The sequence below is a fragment of the Parafrankia soli genome (genome assembly GCF_001854695.1).
Lineage (GTDB): Bacteria > Actinomycetota > Actinomycetes > Frankiales > Frankiaceae > Parafrankia > Parafrankia soli.
Map to the genome: position 1 here is coordinate 63,136 of NZ_MAXA01000036.1, position 17,910 is coordinate 81,045.

Consider the following 17,910-nt stretch of genomic DNA (forward strand, 5'->3'; position numbering starts at 1 on the left):
CGATCCCGCGGTGGGCGGCCGAGGAAAGTCGTAACGACCCAGGGCCTGGAAGGACGCCCTGTTGACCCGGGGACGTCTGCCCGGAAAGCTTCGCCCAGGTGGTTCGTGCTGTATGGGAACCACCATGTGTTCCGCCGCTCACGTCTGCGCGGGCGTGACCGGCCTGGGGGGTTGGTCGTAACCAAGAAAGGCCTCGAGAGAGGGGCGTCCGTGCGAACGCTCGAACCCACCACCCTCGACCTCGACGCGATCGAGGTGGACAAGCTCAACAAAGGCGTCACGCTCAGTCTGCTGATACCCGCTCGCGGGCCTGAGGCGGCGCGGACGCTGGGAACCATCGTCGCGCTCAACCGGCAACGCTGGATGCAGGAACGCAGTGTCCTCGACGAGATCGGGGTCATAGTGGACCCCTCCTCGGACGGAGACGAGCACGATCTCGTCCGGATCGCGACCGAGGCGGGCGCGAGCTGGGTCGTGCGCGGCCAGTCCGTCCTGGAGCTCCACGCGGGGCGGGAGGCGGCCACGACCGGAGGCAAGGCGGGTGCGATGCGCAGTCTCGCCTACCTTGCGTTCGGAAATCGCCTCATATTTCATGACGCGGACCTCGAAAGCTACGATCCCGCCACCGTAGGTGTTCTCGCCGCCGCCGCGACGGCTGGCAACGCCCCGCTTTTCGTGAACGGAAGCTCGCGCAGGGTCACCGGGGACGGTCAACCCGGCGGACGTACGACCGAGATGCTGCGCTCGCTGCTCTCGAAACAACTCGCGCGCTATGTGCCGTCCATCACGCGGGCAATCCAGCCGTTGATCGGGGAGTTCGTCATCGACGCCGACGTCTTTGCGGCGCTCGCGTTCTCCCGCGGCTACGGGGTGGAGACCTCGCTGAAGGTTCTGGCTCTCGACCTTCTCGACTACTCGGACTGTCTCCAGGTTGAGCTGCCGATCAAGTATCAGGTTGGTCAGCACTACCACAACCTGGTCAAGCAGTTCCATGAGATCAGTTTCACAATCGACGTTCTCGAGGCGTACTTCCAACGCCGCCGGGTCGATCCGCACGTCGCCATCTGGCAGATTGCCGACAACTACGACCTCCTATTCCCGGGGCGTACGTACGCCCTGCACCGACCGCCGGGTTACGACGACATCGACTTCGTCCCGCGGCTGGGCTTCTACCAGCCGCTCGCGACGTCGTCGGCCTACCAGGCCCGGCTGCCCGAGATCAAGAGTGCTCGCCGTGTCGCACTGGACACGCTGAGCAGGCGGATGCGGGCCTCCGCCTGACCCCTCCAGCCTGAGCACGCCCGCGTGAACCCGCGGGCCTGAGCGGGCTGGCCTGAGTACGCCGGCCTCGGTGCCGGCCTGGTCGCCTCCCGGCGGTCAGGCCCGCACCGGGGTGGCCGGCCCGGCGGCACCGTCCGCGCGGGCGATCACGGCGTGGTGGTCGATCGGGGCCCGGTGGCCGGCCCGGTCCAGCGCGCCGAGCATCTGCTGGTCGAAGAGCTCCTGGCTGCCGGCCAGCGGTTCCGGCATGTGCCCGAACAGCTCCAGCGCGATCAGCCCGTGCAACTGGGTCCACACCGACATGCAGGCCGCCGTCCCGGCCGGGGAGAGATCGGCGCAGTCCCAGGCCAGCAACTGCTCGCGCAGGCCGGGCGACAGCTCGACCTCCAGCACGGACGGGTCGATGTCGCCGGCCGCGATCGCCTCCGCCATGCACCGGAACATCACCGCGACGGACCGCTCGAGCTCGTTGATGAGCGCCTCGCTGTGGTCGGTGAGGTCGGTCGGCTGCGGGCCGAAGATCAGCGTGTACTCGGTGGGGCTGTCCTTCGCCCACTGGCGGTGGGCCCGGGCGACGAGGAGCCAGCGCACCGCCTGGTCGTCAGTGGGCGCCGTGGCGAAGGCGGCTTCGAGCGCGTCGGCGAGCGAGGCGTACGCGTCCTGGGCGAGCACGGAGATCAGCGCGGCGCGGCTGTCGAAGTACCGGTAGAGCGCCGAGGGTGTCATCCCCATCGCGCGGGCGACGGCTCGCAGTGAGAGGGCGGCGGTGCCGTGCTCGGCGAGCTGGGCGTGGGCGGCCGCCTTGATCTCCTGGATCGTCGCCTGGCGGACTCGTTCGCGGCGGGGGGCTGTGCTCGTCACAGCGCCATGCTGGGCTCAGTGGTGAGCGGTGTCAACTTTCGAGAACAGGGGTCTTGACGGTGACCGGTGTTTGCGAACACTGTTCTCTCAAGCGATCGGTTCTCTCGGGAGGGTTCCGTGTTCACGGCAGTAGCCAAGCTAGTCACCCGCCGGCCACGACTCGTGCTTCTGGTAACCCTTGCCGCGCTCCTGGGCGCCGGGGTGCTGGGAATGGGCGCGTTCGGCAAGCTCGAGTCGGCGGGGTTCGACGACCCCGCCTCCGACTCCAGCCGGGCCGCCGACCTCGTCGACACGAAGTTCGGTGGGGAGCCGAACCTCGTCCTGCTCGTCACGGCCCGCGCCGGGGCCCCGGGTACGGACCCCCCGGCCGTCGACACCCCCGCGGTGGCCGACGCCGGCCGTCGCCTCGCCACCGAGCTGGCCACCCAGCCCGGGGTGACCAACGTGTCGTCCTACTGGACGGGGGCCTCGCCGCTGGTCTCCGACGACGGCCGGGCCGCGCTGGTCCTGGCCAGCGTGGACGACGACCACGAGTCCGACCTCGTCGCGAAGTACGAGGACCTCTTCGAGGCCGGCCGGCCCGGCGGGCCCGACGCCGACTCCCCGGTCACCGTCCGCCCCGGCGGCGCGGCGACCGTCGGAGAGGACATCAACGGCCAGGTGGGCGCGGACCTGGCCGTGGCCGAGTCCATCGCGATACCGATCACGATGGTGCTGCTGGTGATCGCCTTCGGCGGTCTGCTCGCCGCGCTGCTGCCGCTGGGGATCGGGCTGGTCGGCATCCTGGGCGGCTTCGCGTTCCTGTCGGTCGTCGGTGGTCTGACCGACGTGTCGATCTTCGCCGTGAACCTGACCACGGCACTCGGTCTCGGCCTCGGTATCGACTACGCGCTGCTCATGGTCAGCCGGTTCCGGGAGGAGCTCGCCGCGGGCCACGACCGGGCCACGGCGGTGTCGACCACGGTGCGCACGGCCGGCCGCACGATTCTGTTCAGCGGCGCGACGGTGATCGTCGCGCTCGCGGTGATGCTGGTCTTCCCGCCGTACTTCCTGAAGTCGATGGCGTACGCGGGCATCGCCGTCACCGCGGTCGCCGTGATCACCGCCGTGACGGCGCTGCCCGCCGTGCTCATGCTGCTCGGCCCGCGGGTGAACGCGCTGCGCGTCGGCGGCCTGATCGGACGGCTGCGCCGCCGCCGGGGTGAGTCCTCGGCCGTTGCGGGAGTCCCGACCGCCACGAGCGCCGCGGCGGGTGGGGGAGCGCCCGGGGCGGAGCGGGAGGTGCCGCGGGAGGCCGTCGAGTCGCCGTTCTGGCGGCGGGTGGCCACCACCGTCATGCGCCGCCCGCTGCTGACCGGGCTGCCCGTCGTCGCCCTGCTCCTCGCGCTCGGCGCGCCGTTCCTGCACGTCGAGTTCGGCACCCCGGACGACCGGGTCCTGCGCGAGGACGCCTCCAGCCGGGCCGTCGGGGACGTCCTGCGCGACGACTTCTCCTCCAACGACGCCGGGGCGATCGTCGTCGTCCTCACCGGCCCGACCGAGCGGCTCGGTGCGCCGGGCATCGCCGACTACGCCACGGAGCTGTCCGGGCTCGACGGCGTGGCCCGGGTCGACAGCTCCGCGGGCATCGTGCTCGACGGGCGGGTCGTCGTGCCACCGGGCCCGACCACCGAGCGGTACGCGGCCGAGAACGCCGCCTACCTGCGGGTGGTGCCCTCGGTGGAGCCGCACTCCGACGAGGCCCAGGCGCTGGTCGGCGTGATCCGGCACACCGCCACCCCGGCGGGCACCCAGGCGCTGGTCGGCGGTCCGCCGGCGGTGCTCGTCGACGGCAAGGCGACCATCGGCGACCGGCTCCCGCTGGCCATCGGCCTGATCGCGCTGGCCACGTTCGTCCTGCTGTTCCTGTTCACCGGCAGCGTGCTGCTGCCGCTGAAGGCGATCGTGATGAACGGGCTGACGCTGACCGCCGTCTTCGGTGTGGCTGTCTGGATCTTCCAGGACGGTCATCTCTCCGGGGCGCTCGGCTTCACCCCGGGCCCGCTGGACACGTCCATGCCGGTGCTGCTGTTCTGCATCGCGTTCGGCCTGAGCATGGACTACGAGGTCTTCCTGCTCTCCCGGATCAAGGAGGAGCACGACGCGGGCGCGTCGAACACCGAGGCGGTCGCCGCCGGCCTCGCCCGCACCGGTCACCTCGTGACGACCGCCGCGGCGCTGCTCGCGGTCACCTTCCTCGCCTTCGGGACGTCCTCGGTGCGGTTCATGCAGATGTTCGGCCTGGGCACGGCGCTGGCGATCCTGCTGGACGCCTCGCTGATCCGCGGGGTGCTGGTGCCGGCGTTCATGCGGGTCGCCGGGGAGGTCAACTGGTGGGCGCCGAAGCCGCTGCGGGCGCTGCACGCCCGGATCGGCCTCAGTGAGGGCTCCGGCGAGGGCTCCGGCGCTGGGCCCACCGCCGAGGGAGTCAGTAGCGTTCGAAGCCCCGCCGGCGCTCCCAGTCGGTGACCGTCCGCTCGTAGCCGGCCAGCTCGACGTCGGCGGCGTGCGCCAGATGGTCGACGACCCGCTCGCCGAACGCGGCCCGGGCCGTGGCGCTCTCCCGCCACGCCCGGGCCGCGTCGCGTAGCGAGGCGGGCAGCCGCGGCACGTCCGGCGCGGCGAAGACGTTTCCCGCACGCGGCGGCGGCAGCGGCAGCCGGTTCTCGATGCCGTGCAGCCCGGCGGCGAGCATGCCCGCGATCGCCAGGTAGGGGTTGGCGTCGCCGCCGGGCACCCGGTGCTCGATGCGCAGCGACCGGCCGCGCCCGACGACCCGGATCGCGCAGGTGCGGTTGTCCAGGCCCCAGGAGATCCCGGTCGGCGCGAAGCCGCCTGGCGCCAGCCGCTTGTAGGAGTTCACGGTGGGCGCGTAGAGCAGGGTGAGCTCGGCCATGCAGGCGAGCTGCCCGGCCACGAACCACCGCATCAGCTCCGACATCCCGGCGTCCGGGCCGGCGCTGTCAGCGGGCGCGCCGGCGGCGAGGACGAAGCCGCCGTCGGCGGCGCGCAGTGAGAGGTGGACGTGGCAGGAGTTGCCCTCACCCTGGTCGTACTTGGCCATGAAGGTCAGGGCACGCCCGGCCGCGCCCGCGATCTTCTTCGCGGTCGTCTTGTAGAGCGCGTGCCGGTCGCAGGTGCGCAGCGCCTCGTCGTACCGGAAGACGATCTCGTACTGGCCCGGGTGGACCTCGGCCCGCGCCGACTCGACCGGTGCGCCCGCCGCGGCCATCGCCCGGCGGATCGACCGGACGAGATCGTCCATCCGTTCGGTGCCGGCGAGCGCGTAGTCGACGTTGTAGGAGCTGGCCGGGGTGAGCCGGGCGTAGTCGCGCCGGGCGGCCTTGCGGTAGGCCTCCTCGAACACGAGGAACTCCAGCTCGGTGCCGGCCAGCGCGCGCAGCCCCAGTGCCGCCAGCCGGTCCAGCTGCCGGCGCAGGACGGTCCGCGGCGCCACGTCCACCGGCGTCCCGTCGGGCCAGACCGCGTCCGCGATCACGATCGCGGACTCCGGGTGCCACGGCGCGTGCCCCAGCGTCGACAGGTCCGGGACGAGCCGCAGATCCCCGAAGCCGCCCTCCCACGGGTCGTAGGCGTAGCCGGGGCCGGTCTCCATCTCCACGTCGACGGCGTGCAGGTACGCGCACGCCCCCAGGCCGTCGCCGCCCAGCACCTCCTCGCGGAAGTACTCCGGTGACAGCCCGGTCCCCACCAGCCGGCCCTGCAGGTCGGGCACGGCGACGATCACCTCGTCCACGTCACCGAGCAGCGTCGCCAGGCCCGGGTGCTCCGCCGTGTCGTCCGCCGCCGTGTGGTCCGCCCGCGTGCCGTCGGCCCGGGTGTGGTCCGGTTCGGGGGTCACCCGTGGCTCCGCCGCGGTGGGGCGAGCACCAGCGGGTTCGCCACCGTGCCGTGCAGGACGTCGAACTGGGCGTCCCGCCCGGAGCGGTCGTGGAAACCCGCCCCGGCGAACTGCTCCCGGTTGAGGCAGACCCGCTCGAAGGACGGGGCCAGCAGGTCGACCACGGCGAACCGCTCGGCGTACTCCGGGTGGGCCTCCTGGTAGTCCTCCACGGCGCCGCGGACGAGCGACCAGAACTCCTCCTCGGGTACGCCGAGATGGTCGGCGGCGATCACCGAGAAGTAGCGGAAGTGGCCGGCGAACACCGCCGAGAGCACCGAGTGGGCGAGCATCCGGCCCGGCCAGTGGCGGCACAGCGCGCCGGCGCCGCCGTCCGTCGCCGCCCGCTCGGGGAACTCTCCCTCGACGAGGTCGATATCCGCGCCGAAGTCCTTCACCGCGATCCGCCGCGGGATCCCACCGGCGTCGAACACGCAGATCACGTTCTCGCCGTGCGGGGTGAACGCCACCCCGTACACGTACAGGTAGTGCAGCAGCGGCGGGAGCAGCGCGTCCAGCAGCGCGGCGAGCCACCGCGCCGGCTCGAGCCCGGAGCGGCGGACGAGCTCGGCGGCCAGCGACTCGCCGTCCGCGCCGACGGTGAGCAGGCAGGCCATCGTCCGGGCCCGCTCGTCGGGGGCCAGGAAGGACGCGACCGGCTCCCGCCAGAGCACCCCGAGCAGCTCGTGCAGCCGGTAGGGGGCGTCCGGCACCGCGTCGAAGGCGGGATGCGCGACGGTGGCTCCGGCGATCTCGGGCAGCACGACGACGCCGGTGGCCCGCAGCACCGGATCACCGTGGGCGAGCGACACCAGCCACGCCGAGACGGCCGGTCCGGCGGTGGCGTCCGCGGCGGACATCCCGCGCCACACCAGCGTGTTCCGGATCATCAGCGCGAGCTTGACGTCGCGCCGGCCCGGGGTGTCGATGTTCGCCACCGTGCGCACGGACTGCAACGGCAGGTAGCGGTCGGGCGCCTCGCCGAGGTCGACCAGCTGCCCGGTGGCGAGCGGGCCGGCGAACATCGGCGCGACCACGTTCTCCCACTGCCACGGGTGCACCGGCAGCCACACGTACCGCTCGGCCAACGCGGCGGCGTCCGCCCCGGCGGTGGGCTCGAGCGCGGCGCGCAGGACCGCGCCGAACTCGGCTCTGGTGGCGGCGGAGAGCTCGGCCTCACGCAGCCCGGTGGCGCCCAGCCCGGGGCCGGTGACGAGCCGCGCCAGCTCGGCGTGGGCGGCCACCCAGCGCAGCCGGAACGGGCGGCGCGACTCCGGGACGTACCGCGCCGCGTCGGCCGCGTCGAACCCGAGCCGCCCCTTGTTCGCGATCATGCAGGGATGACCGGTCTGGTGCCCCTCCAGCTCAAGGTGGGAGAGGTCGGCGAGCGCGCGGGCCGGCAGGGCCGTCCGCAGGATCTCGGCGTCGGCGCGCTGGGTGGCCGTCACCTCGCGCACGACATCGGTCAGGACGTCCCCGGACCAGCCCAGGCCCTGCCGGGTGTCGAGCAGGAACCGGGCCGGGTCCCAGGCCGGCTCGCCGTCGCGGCGCAGCGTCGCCGGGTCGGGCCACCAGGTGCCGAACGTGCCGCGCCGGGCGGTGAACGTGTACGTGACGGGGCCGCACTCGATCCGGTACGGCGCCGGCGCGCCGCGCCCGACCGGCGGCGGGGTGCGCGGCGGGGACGCCGGCTCGGCCCGCGGGACGAGCAGCTCCTCGTAGGCGAGCTCCGCGATCAGTCGGGTGAGCAGCGCCAGCCCGGCAGCGCGCCACCGCCCCGCGGCGGCTGTGGGAAGCCCGGTGGTCAACGGCCCGCTCCGCCGACCTCGACGGGCCGGGCCGGGGCGGTGCCCGCGGCGGGCCCGCCGGGCGACTGGGGCCGGGCCGGGGCGCCGAAGGTGGTGAACGCGGCCGGGCGGGGCAGGCGGTGCGCCCGGCCACCGGTGAGATCGTCGAGGATGACCGCCGCCCGCCAGGCCCCCAGCCCGAGGTCGGGCGCGCCCACACCGTGCGTGTGCAGCTCGGCGTTCTGGACGTAGATCCGCCCGCTCACCTCCGGCTCGGTCGCGACCCGGTACCGCTCGTCGACCTTGAACCGGCCGCCGGCGTCGAGGTCGAGCAGCCCGGCCACCGGGTCGAGCAGCGCCGGCCGGCGGGCCGCGTAGCCGGTGGCCAGCACGACCGCGTCGGTGTCGACGGCGAACTCCCGGTGCTGGTCCCGGTGCCGGCAGCGCAGGCGGTAGCTGAGCTCTCCGCCGCCGTGGGTCACCCCTTTCACCGACACGTTCGGCAGCAGCAGGGCGTCCGCCTCGGCGCCGCCGATGCTGCGTTCGTAGAGCAGGTCGTAGATCTCGGCGATGGTCTGCGCGTCGACGCCCTTGTACAGCTGCCACTGGCCGGGGACGACGGCGTCCTTCGTCTCCTGGTCGAGTCCGTGAAAGTAGCGGACGTGGTCAGGAGTGAACTGTTCCAGGCCCAGCTTGGAGTACTCCATGGGGGCGAAGGCCCTGGTCCGGGTGATCCAGGCCAGCGAGTGCCCCGTCCCGGGCTGCGAGCGGAGCAGGTCGAGGAACACCTCGGCGCCGGACTGCCCGGAGCCGACGACGGTGACGTGCCGGGCGCCGTCGAGCTGGTCGCGACGTCCCAGGTAGTCGGCCGAGTGGAACACCCGGGGGTCGGCCACGGTGGCGAAGGCCTCCGGGACGGTCGGCTCGGTGCCCACGCCGAGCACCAGGTTGCGCGCTGTCACGGTCACCGGGGCCGGCTCGCCGGCGTGGCTGACCGTCACCCGGAACAGGGCGGCGTCGGGATGCCAGCGCACCGCGTCGACCCGGGAGCCGAACCGCGTCGACCCCAGGGCGTGCGCCACCCAGCGGCAGTAGTCGTCGTACTCGCGGCGCGGCAGGTGGAAGCGTTCGTAGAGGTAGAACCGGAACAGCCGGTCGTGCTCGCGCAGGTAGGACAGGAACGACCAGCGGCTGGTCGGGTCGATCAGCGTGACCAGGTCGGCCAGGAACGGCACCTGCAGCGACGTGCCCTCGAGCAGCAGCCCGGGATGCCAGCGGAACGCGTCCTGCCGCTCGAAGAAGGCCGTTCGCAGCCCCGGCACGCCGTCGGCGAGCGCCGCCAGCGACAGGTTGAACGGGCCCAGCCCCACGCCGAGCAGGTCGTAGGGCGCGCCGGCGGACGCCTCAGGCCCGGCGGCGGGGGAGGGTGACATCACGGACGGACCTCCACTAGCGGATTGGGAATCTCCACGTAGACGGACTGGCTCGCCACCGGCCCCACCAACTCGTCCCGGCCGTCCACGCACATCCGCAGGTTGGCCTTGCAGGGCAGGGTGGGCGCGTCCAGCAGCCGTTCCAGCAGGCCGTGCCGGGGCAGCTCCGAGCGCAGCGCGAGGAGCGCGTCCCGCAGGCCGCGCAGCAGGTCGGGCTCGTCGGCGATCCCCGCCGCGCCCAGCGCCCCGATGACAGCGAGGGCGTTGTTCACGACGGCGTAGTAGACGACCCGCTGCTCGACCAACTCGTCGTCGAACACCGCGGGCAGGCCGTCGCCGAGGCCGGGGACCTCGCGCCGCGCGGCGTCGGCGTGCGAGGCGGCCAGGTAGTAACCCTGGCTGTCGCGGTACCACCCGGCGATCGGCCAGCCCCGCTCGTCCAGCGAGACGAGGGTGTTCTGCAGGTGGGCCTCCAGTCCGACGCCGCGGCGCAGGCAGAGGTCGAGCACCGGGATGACGAGCACCCGCAGGTAGCGGGCGAACCACTCGCGGGCCACCGGCCCGGTGGGCGCTGATCCGGCCAGGCGGCTGATCAGCCCGGCGAGCATCGACCGCCGCGAGCGCCCGGGAGCCCCCGGCTCCAGATCCGGCCGGTCGGCCACCAGCGCCGCGGCGCACGCGACGCGGTCACCCGCGCTGAACGGGTTCGTCCGCAGAGTGCACTCCAGGCCCTCGGCCCGCACCCCGGCCCAGGACGGCTCCGGGACGAGCCGGAAGGCCGGGTGGCGGGCCCGCAGCCACCCGTCGAGGGCCAGCCGGGCGTACCTGGCCATCTCGGCGCCCAGATCGAGCTCGTCGCGGTGCAGCTCGCGCCGCGAGTTGGTGATCCGCATGCCCAGCGAGAGCTTGAGCATGACCGGCGCGTCCGGCCGCCAGACGGTGCGCAGGGACGCGGTCGGGAACCAGGGCGGGCCGGTCGGGCCGAGGTCCACCAGCTGGCCGTCCGCGAGCAGGCCGGCGACCTCCGGGCGGGCGGGGACGGCCCGCGCCTGCCAGGGATGGGCCGGCAGCGCCCGGTACCCCGGCGGTAGCGCCGGGCCGCCGCCGCCGCGCAGCGACGCGAGCAGCGCGGACGGGTCCGGGCCGCCGTGCCGGACGATGTCGGGATGCGCGGCGAACCAGTGCAGCGGGAAGGAGCCGTCCAGCTCGGGTGAGTACCGGGCGCACTCGGCCTCGGGCGCCTCCCCCCGGTTCTTGGCGGCGGGGTGGAACGGGTGCCCGGTGACGAGGGCGCGTTCCGCGGCGAGGAAGGGCTCGGCGGGCGCGCGGCGGGGGAACGCGATGATGCGCGCGATCCACTCGGCCGAGTCGAGGACGCGCGCCAGCGCCGTCCGCGTGGCCGCGGCCGGCGACCCGTCCCCGGCTCCAGCTCCGGTCGCGGCTGCGGCCTCGCGGATCAGGAGCGCGGCGAGCAGGCTGGCGTCGAGCGGGGCGCCGCCCAGCCGCGGCCGGCCGAAACGGTGCCAGCCGGTGGCGGAGCGGTAGGTCAGCGCGACGTCGACAGTGAGCCCGGTGGACGGCAGCGCCAGCCGCAGCTCCCCACCACCGGGGACCGGCGGCGGCCCGAACTCCCGGGTCCAGCAGCGCAGCAGCACCTCGGTCACGACCTCGTCCGCAGCATCCGCCGGAGCCCACGTGCCTACCGGAGTCCTCATGCCTGCCGGAGCCGTCGCGGACGTCGTGGACGTCGTGGACGTCTCGGCGGGACCGCTCGGGCCGGTCACGCCGCCGGCTCGGCGGCCAGCCGGTCGCCGGTCGCGGCGACGAGGGCGAGCAGGGCGGTGACGTCGGCCGGCGTCGCGGCCGGGTTCAGCAGCGTCAGCTTGAGGTGGACTGCGCCGTCCACCCCGGCCGTGGTCCGCCCGACGACCGCCGCGCCCTCGGCGAGCAGCCGGAGCCGGATCGCCGCGTTCAGCCGGTCCAGCGCCTCCTGGCTTCCCGTCTCCCGGTCGTGGACGTCGTGGACGTAGCGGAAGAGCACGGTGCTGAGGGTCACCGGTGCCGAGAGCGCGAGCCGCTGGTCCGCCTCGATGACGGCCGCGGCGTGCCGGGCGAGGCGGTGGCAGGCGTCCACCAGGGCGCCGAGCCTGTCCCGGCCCAGCGCGCGCAGGGTCACGGCGATCTTGAACGCGTCCGGCCGGCGGGTGGTGCGAAGCGACCGGCCCAGCAGGCTCGGGTAGCCGGCGGCGGTCTCGTCGGCGGGGTTGAGGTAGGCGGCCTCGGTCTCCAGCCGCTCCCACCCGCGGCCGGACGGGGTGAGGAAGATCCCCGCGGGGGCCGGTTGCCATCCCAGCTTGTGCAGGTCGAGGGCGATCGAGTCGGCCTCGGCCAGTCCGGCGAGCAGCCCGGACAGCCGGTGGGAGAACAGGGCGCCGCCGCCGTGGGCCGCGTCCACGTGCAGCCAGCCGGGTGCAGGGTGCGCACGCACCGCCGCGGCGATCTCGCCCAGCGGGTCGATGGCGCCCGCGTCCGTCGTGCCCGCCGTCGCGACGACGAGGGCGGGCCCGCCGTGGCCGGCCAGCGCCGCCCGCAGCGCGCCGACGTCCATCCGGTGCGCGCCGTCGACCGGGACGGTGACCACCTCGCCGAGCCCCAGCAGCTCGGCGCCGCGGCGCACCGAATGGTGGCCGGCCGCCGAGCAGAGGACGGCGACCCGCGGCCCGCCGCCGCTACCACCACCACCGCCACCGGGGCCCTGGGCGCCGATCAGCAGCCCCATCAGGTTGGACTCGGTGCCGCCGGTGGTCACCGTGCCCACCGCGCGCGCCGGGTCCAGGCCGGCCAGCTCGGCCAGCGCGGCGACGACCTCCGTCTCGACCGTCGTCGCGGCCGGGGCCTGGTCCCAGGAGTCCAGCGACGGGTTGAGCGCGCTGACCGCGAGATCGGCGGCTACGGCGACGGGCAGCGGCGGGCAGTGCAGGTGCGCCGCGCAGAACGGGTCGGCGGGGTCGGCTGAGCCCGCCGAGAGCATGCGGGTGAGGGCGTCGAGAGCCGCGGCCTCGCCGCTGCCCGCCGCGGTGAGCAGCCGCCCCCCGCCGAGCGCGGCCAGCGCCACCCGCCGGACGGCCACCGGCCCGCCGGCCGGCAGCGGGCCGACCCGGTCGCGGCGGCCCGCGTCGAGCGCGCCCAGGGCGACGCCGAGCAGGTCCCGCAACTCGTCGGCCGGGCGGTGACCCGGCCTGGTCATCCCGCCTGCTCGGTCGCCGCGGTTGCAGTCGCTGCGGTGACAGTCGCCGCGGAAACGGACTCCGCGAGGATCTCCAACGCGAGGTCGGCCTCCTCGTCGGTGACGGTCAGCGGCGGCAGCAGCCGCAGGACGGCGTCGTCCCGGCCGCCGAGCTCGATGATCAGACCACGGGCGAGGCACTCGGACCGGATCGCCGCGGCGAGGCGGGGGTCCGCCGGGCGCGCGCCGATCTCGTCCGGCGCCGCCTCGGCCGAGACGACCTCCAGCCCGAGCATCAGGCCCCGCCCGCGCACGTCGCCGATGAACGGCTTGCCCCGGGCGATGCTCTCCAGGCCGGTCAGCAGCCGCTCGCCGGCCGCGGCCGCGCGCTCGGCCAAGGCCTGCGTCCGCACGAGCTCGAGTGTGGCGCGCCCGGCGGCCATGGCGAGCTGGTTGCCGCGGAACGTGCCGGCGTGCGCGCCCGGAGCCCAGGTGTCCAGCTCGGCGCGGTAGGCGACGACCGCCAGCGGCAGGCCGCCACCGATCGCCTTGGACATGACGAGCATGTCGGGCACCACCCCGGCGCGCTCACAGGCCCAGAACGTGCCGGTGCGCCCGACCCCGGTCTGCACCTCGTCCAGGATGAGCGGGATGCCGCGGCGAGTGGTGAGCTCGCGCATCGCGCGCAGCCAGGTGTCCGGCGCCGGGATCACGCCGCCCTCGCCCTGCACCGGCTCGAGGATCATCGCCGCCGGGCTGGTGATCCCGCCGCACGAGTCGTCGAGCAGCCGCTCGACGTAGCTGGCCGAGATCTCCGCGCTCGCCGCGCCGCCGACCCCGAACGGGCAGCGGTAGGGGTAGGGGAACGGCAGCCGGACGACCGCCCCGGCGACCGGCAGCGGCTCCTTCGCGGCGACCTTGCCGGTCACGGCGAGGGCTCCGGACGTCATCCCGTGGTAGGCGCCGGTGAAGGCGAGCACGTTGTGGTGCCCGGTGACCGTCTGCGCCAGCTTCAGCGCCGCCTCGACGGCGTCCGCGCCGGTCGGCCCGCAGAACAGCAGCTTCGGGTCCTCCCGCAGCCCGGGCGGCAGGTCGCCCACCAGCTCCTCGGTGAACGCGTCCTTCTCCGGGGTGGCGATGTCGAGGGCGTGCAGCGGGGCACCCGAGCGCAGGACCCGCTCGATCTCCTCGACGACCACCGGGTGGTTGTGGCCGACGGCCAGGGTGCCGGCACCGGCGAGGAAGTCCAGGTAGCGTCGTCCGTCGGCACCCACGATCCAACAGCCCGCCGCCTCGACCGGCACGATCGGCAGGGAGCGGGCGTAGGTGCGGGCGGCCGATTCGCGGGCCTCCTGCCGGGCCAGGATCGCCGGCGCCACGGCGGGATCCGCGCCGTCGGGGCCGACGCCGACATCGGCTGGCGAGATCGTCGTCACGGGCGATTCCCCTTCGAACGGGCCGGGTCAAGGAAGGTTAACTTAATTCATTCCCGATCCCCGGCCTGTGAACGAGCAGAGGTCTTCCTCTCGTGGCTGCCCTCGTGGCCGCGGTTACCCGTACGAAAATGTTGCCCTTCGTAAGGTTACGGTCGCCCAGGGCTGGAAACGGCTCGTTTCCGGTGACCTCCGGTTGGTCGTACGTCACCCTCGGCGGCCCGTGGCAGCTGCTCGTAACGTCGCCGGGCTTGCGCGTTGCGCATCAACCCCGTCATCGTCACATGTCGGGACGTCGGACGTCGCGCGGGAACCGGGCCGAGCGGGTGCGGTCCTGGTCACGGGCGCACGGGCGCCGGAAGGGTGCGCCGTGCTGGATCTCCCCATCTCCGCCGCGCCGCTGCGCGCGCTCGGCCCCGATCGGCTGCCGGCGGCGGTGCTCGCGTGCCTGCGGGAGTGGCCCGCGCGGCGCGGAGAGATCGGCGGCTACCTCTACTCGCCGGCGGTGGCCGCGGCACGGGCCGCCGAGCTGCGCCGACACCTGCCCGACTGGGCGGAGCTGCTCTTCGCGGTCAAGGCGAACGCCTTCCCCCCGATCCTCGACGCCCTGCTCGCCGGAACCGCGAACACCGACGCCGGGGCCGGGATCGACGGGTTCGAGGTCTCCTCCGCGCACGAGCTCGCCCTGGCCACCGAGGCCGTGGAGCGCGCCCGGCGGCGGGGCGCGCTGCGGGCGGCCGGGCAGCACCCGTCCGGCGGGGCGCGGCTGGTGGCGTCCGGGCCGGGCAAGTCGGGGAGCCTGCTGCGCGCGCTCCTCGGCGCGGAGCCGGCGGGGGGCGCCTCGGTCGACGTCGTCAACGCCGAGAGCCCGCTGGAACTGCGGCGGATCGACGCCGTGGCGGCGGAGACGGGGCGGCGGGCCGCCGTCGCGCTGCGGGTGAACCCGGCCCGCGTCGGCCTCCCCGGCTCGCTGCGGATGGGCGGGCGCCCGACCGCCTTCGGAATCCAGGAGCGGGACGTGCCCGCAGCGGTGGAGCTCGCCCGCTCGCTGCCGTGGATCGACCTGGTCGGCTTCCACGTTCACGCGGTGTCGGGGAACCTCGACGCCGCCGCCCACCTGGACTATGTGCGGTGGTGCCTGGACTTCGCCGTCCGGCAGGCCCGCCTGGGCGGGGTCGACCTGCGGGTGGTGGACGTCGGCGGCGGCTTCGGAGTGCCCTTCGAGCCCGATCGGCTCGGCGAGCGCCCCTTCGACCTGGGCGTCTTCGGCGCCGGCCTGGACCGGCTGCACCCCCCGGCCGGCGTCCAGGTGGTCTTCGAGCCCGGCCGGGCGCTGGTGGCCGACTGCGGCTGGTACGCGGCCGAGGTGACCGACGTCAAGGTGGTCCACGGCGGCGCCTTCGCGGTTCTGCGTGGCGGCATCCACCACTTCCAGCTCCCGACCTCCTGGGAGATCGTCCACAACTTCGCCGTCGTCCCGCGGGGCGACTGGCCGCGCGGCTGGCCCCGGCCGGAGGTGACCGCGGGCCGGGTGACCGTGGTGGGGGAGCTGTGCACTCCCGAGGACACCCTCGCCCGCGACGTGACCGTCGACCGGCTGCGCGCCGGGGATGTCGTCGTCTTCCCGATGGCCGGCGCCTACGGCTACGAGTTCGCGATGCACGAGTTCCTCGGCCACCCGCGCGCCCACCGCATCGTCGTGGACTAGACGGGTACGGGAACCGGACTTGTACAGGTCAGGCCGCGGCGCCCGGTGATGCGTGGCGGCTGGGTGAGTCCTGGCTGTCACTCAACCGCCGCGGTTGCTCGGCATCGTGCTAGCGGCGATCTTCAGATCTGCCGGCACGGCCAGCACAGGCCCTATCGCTGTTTTCGGTTCCGATGTTCCTCAGACCCCGAGAACGCGAACCCGACCTACCAGGGTGGGGTCGGGTTCGCGCCGAACCTGGTGACGACGCCTACCCCGTCACTGTGAAGACCTTCGAGAACGACAGCGAGCACCCGCCCGCATCCTCGGTGACGAGGACTTCGTATAGGCCGGGTGGCGTACTGCTGTGGGCGAAGAAGCTGGTCGTCCAGGTACCCGCGTCCGAGACGATTGGATCTTCTATCGGGTTGTCCCCGGGCCCGCGGAAGATAGTGCCTGGGGGGCGGAGGGCGAGGTGCCCACACCGGCTACCAGACTCGCTGTGCCCACCTGCCCCGATACGGCGACGCCGGCGGACCTGACGCTGATCGTCCCCCGAGGCGGGCGCTTCGTCGTTGATCAGGAGGTCGGGCAGCGCGGGCTGATGCCTGCGGACTGGTAGTACTTCTTGGCTCCGGGATGCAGGGATACGAGGCAGTAGAAGGGGCTGGTTCCTACCGTCTGGGCGCCGGTCCGGAAGCCCTGGCCTCCGCCGTCGGGCCACAACACGCGTTCGAAGGCGGTGCGCTGCTCGATCAGCGCTTGTGCGACGTATCTGACCAGGTCCGGGTCCGCGGCCTCGTTCGCCACGATCCCGTTGGGCACGGCGACCGTGGACGTCGTCCTGATACCCGGATAGTCCTGTGGTCGGATGGTTTCGATGTCGTACACCGGCCCGGCGACGAAATTGGTCCCTGCCCGGGACCCGTAGTAGATGTCCCACTCATCCTGCATGGCGTCCCGATACTCCTCGAGTGGCAGCATGCGCAGACCCACCCCGTCTATCGCCTCCCGGCGGATCTCCTCGGTCGGTACCCCGCCGGCCCACAGCACCGCGTCGACACGCCCGGCACGGAGCTCGGCCAACCCGTCAGCCAGTTTCGTTGGCTTGGTCGCGATCGAGCAGCCAGCCGCAGTCTCGATCTGACGGAAGAGAACCTGCCCGATCTGCTCGGTCCCGGAGTCCAGAAGCCCGCTGGCCACGCCCCTCCCGGAACAGAGCTGATCCGCGGTGGTGATGTCGGAGTCCTCCCGCACGACCAGCTGCAGCAGGTCGAACCACAGCGGTCCGACCGAACGCAGCCCCTCGATCGGTGAGCCGGCGAACTGCGACGCCCCGTAACGCGCGTCGACCGCCGTCGTGAACTGGACGATTGACACGGTGCACCGGGCCATCTGGTGACCGACGCTGCTCAGGTTATGGGCGCTCCCACCGGTCGATATCACGTCCACGGTCGTGCCGGGATAGGCGGCGTGGACCAACCCGGCCAGCACCTCGCCGTACCTGTAGTAGGGACTGTCCACCTGACCGGTCAGCACCGAGACCTTCTCGCAGTCCCCCACCGGCGACGGACTGTCACGCAGCCATACCAGCCACACCGTGACAACGATCGCAACAACCACGACCAGCGCGAGGGCAGCCAGAGCCCACCGCGAGCGAGGATTCGGGGGAGGCGGTTCGGCCGGTGGCTTTTTCTCGCTGCCCACGCCAGTGGGAGGGGACAGCGGCGGGGACTGTCCTTTGTCCGGAGGTGTGCCGGGGAAAGGCGGCGGTGTGCCCGGGGAGGCCGGCGAGGCCAGTTGCTTCGCCGTTCCGTTCAGTGTCGTGGCGATGGTGTCGAGGAGGTGTTGACGGGCGGCGTCGGCGGGATAGCGGTCGAACAGGTCGATCGGGACGATCTGTCCGAGTAGCCCCGGACGGGGGCAGTCCTCCAGCCGGATCGGCACGAGCTTGCGGTTGAAGCCAAGGGGGTCGGCGGCGTACGCGGCTTGCCACACCGCCTGCCCGTAGACCGAGCGAAGGTAGGCGTTCGACAACAGCGCGATGGTGCGCTGCGCCTGAGCGACGCCCTGCTGCATGCGCGTTACCCAGTTCGCCCCAGGCACGAAGTCCCAGGCCTCGACCAGCACGCTGTAGCCGGCCTCCACCTCCAGCTGCCAGGCCACCCACTCCGCCCACGGCCGGTCATCCTTGGTGTACGAAACGAAGAAATCCCACTGTGCGCCTGCCCCCGTGATGGACATACTGCCTGATCCTGCCAC

At 73.4% G+C, this 17,910-nt stretch carries 11 protein-coding genes; 3 read left to right on the forward strand and 8 right to left on the reverse strand.

Annotated elements, in window-relative coordinates:
• The first annotated feature begins 210 nt into the window (after positions 1 to 210).
• Positions 211 to 1,281, forward strand: coding sequence for a glycosyltransferase family protein (locus BBK14_RS05075; RefSeq protein WP_041253654.1), 1,071 nt, complete (start codon positions 211 to 213; stop codon positions 1,279 to 1,281).
• 96 nt (positions 1,282 to 1,377) lie between these two features.
• On the opposite strand, the gene BBK14_RS05080 is transcribed toward BBK14_RS05075, so the two are convergent.
• Positions 1,378 to 2,142: a TetR/AcrR family transcriptional regulator gene (locus tag BBK14_RS05080; protein ID WP_071060035.1), complete on the reverse strand. Its 765-nt coding sequence runs from the start codon at positions 2,140 to 2,142 to the stop codon at positions 1,378 to 1,380.
• A gap of 117 nt (positions 2,143 to 2,259) precedes the next feature.
• Between BBK14_RS05080 and BBK14_RS05085 the strand changes: the two genes are divergently transcribed.
• Complete coding sequence (locus BBK14_RS05085; RefSeq protein ID WP_071060036.1) at positions 2,260 to 4,650, forward strand: MMPL family transporter; 2,391 nt, start codon at positions 2,260 to 2,262, stop codon at positions 4,648 to 4,650.
• Here the strand turns inward: BBK14_RS05085 and BBK14_RS05090 are convergent.
• From BBK14_RS05090 to BBK14_RS05115, 6 genes are all read right to left on the reverse strand, one after another.
• A complete protein-coding gene (locus BBK14_RS05090; RefSeq protein WP_071060037.1) occupies positions 4,610 to 6,043 on the reverse strand; it encodes a glutamine synthetase family protein in 1,434 nt (477 codons plus the stop codon). The two genes, BBK14_RS05085 and BBK14_RS05090, sit on opposite strands and share 41 nt — an antisense overlap.
• Positions 6,040 to 7,890 carry an IucA/IucC family protein gene (locus BBK14_RS05095; protein ID WP_071060038.1) on the reverse strand — a complete coding sequence of 617 codons (1,851 nt, stop codon included), beginning with the start codon at positions 7,888 to 7,890 and terminating at the stop codon, positions 6,040 to 6,042. Before BBK14_RS05095 ends, BBK14_RS05090 begins: the two co-directional genes overlap by 4 nt.
• Positions 7,887 to 9,302: a lysine N(6)-hydroxylase/L-ornithine N(5)-oxygenase family protein gene (locus tag BBK14_RS05100; protein ID WP_071060039.1), complete on the reverse strand. Its 1,416-nt coding sequence runs from the start codon at positions 9,300 to 9,302 to the stop codon at positions 7,887 to 7,889. Before BBK14_RS05100 ends, BBK14_RS05095 begins: the two co-directional genes overlap by 4 nt.
• Positions 9,302 to 10,966 (reverse strand): IucA/IucC family protein, encoded by a 1,665-nt coding sequence (locus BBK14_RS05105; protein WP_338045422.1) that lies wholly within the window; start codon positions 10,964 to 10,966, stop codon positions 9,302 to 9,304. The genes BBK14_RS05100 and BBK14_RS05105 overlap by 1 nt, the downstream gene beginning before the upstream one ends.
• Before the next feature lie 116 nt (positions 10,967 to 11,082).
• A complete protein-coding gene (locus tag BBK14_RS05110; RefSeq protein WP_071060040.1) occupies positions 11,083 to 12,549 on the reverse strand; it encodes a pyridoxal phosphate-dependent decarboxylase family protein in 1,467 nt (488 codons plus the stop codon).
• Complete coding sequence (locus BBK14_RS05115) at positions 12,546 to 13,964, reverse strand: diaminobutyrate--2-oxoglutarate transaminase family protein (RefSeq protein WP_071060041.1); 1,419 nt, start codon at positions 13,962 to 13,964, stop codon at positions 12,546 to 12,548. The genes BBK14_RS05110 and BBK14_RS05115 overlap by 4 nt, the downstream gene beginning before the upstream one ends.
• 367 nt (positions 13,965 to 14,331) lie before the next feature.
• Between BBK14_RS05115 and BBK14_RS05120 the strand changes: the two genes are divergently transcribed.
• Positions 14,332 to 15,669 carry a type III PLP-dependent enzyme gene (locus BBK14_RS05120; protein WP_071060042.1) on the forward strand — a complete coding sequence of 446 codons (1,338 nt, stop codon included), beginning with the start codon at positions 14,332 to 14,334 and terminating at the stop codon, positions 15,667 to 15,669.
• 558 nt (positions 15,670 to 16,227) lie between these two features.
• Here the strand turns inward: BBK14_RS05120 and BBK14_RS05125 are convergent.
• Positions 16,228 to 17,892 carry a TAXI family TRAP transporter solute-binding subunit gene (locus BBK14_RS05125; protein ID WP_071060043.1) on the reverse strand — a complete coding sequence of 555 codons (1,665 nt, stop codon included), beginning with the start codon at positions 17,890 to 17,892 and terminating at the stop codon, positions 16,228 to 16,230.
• Positions 17,893 to 17,910 lie beyond the last annotated feature (18 nt).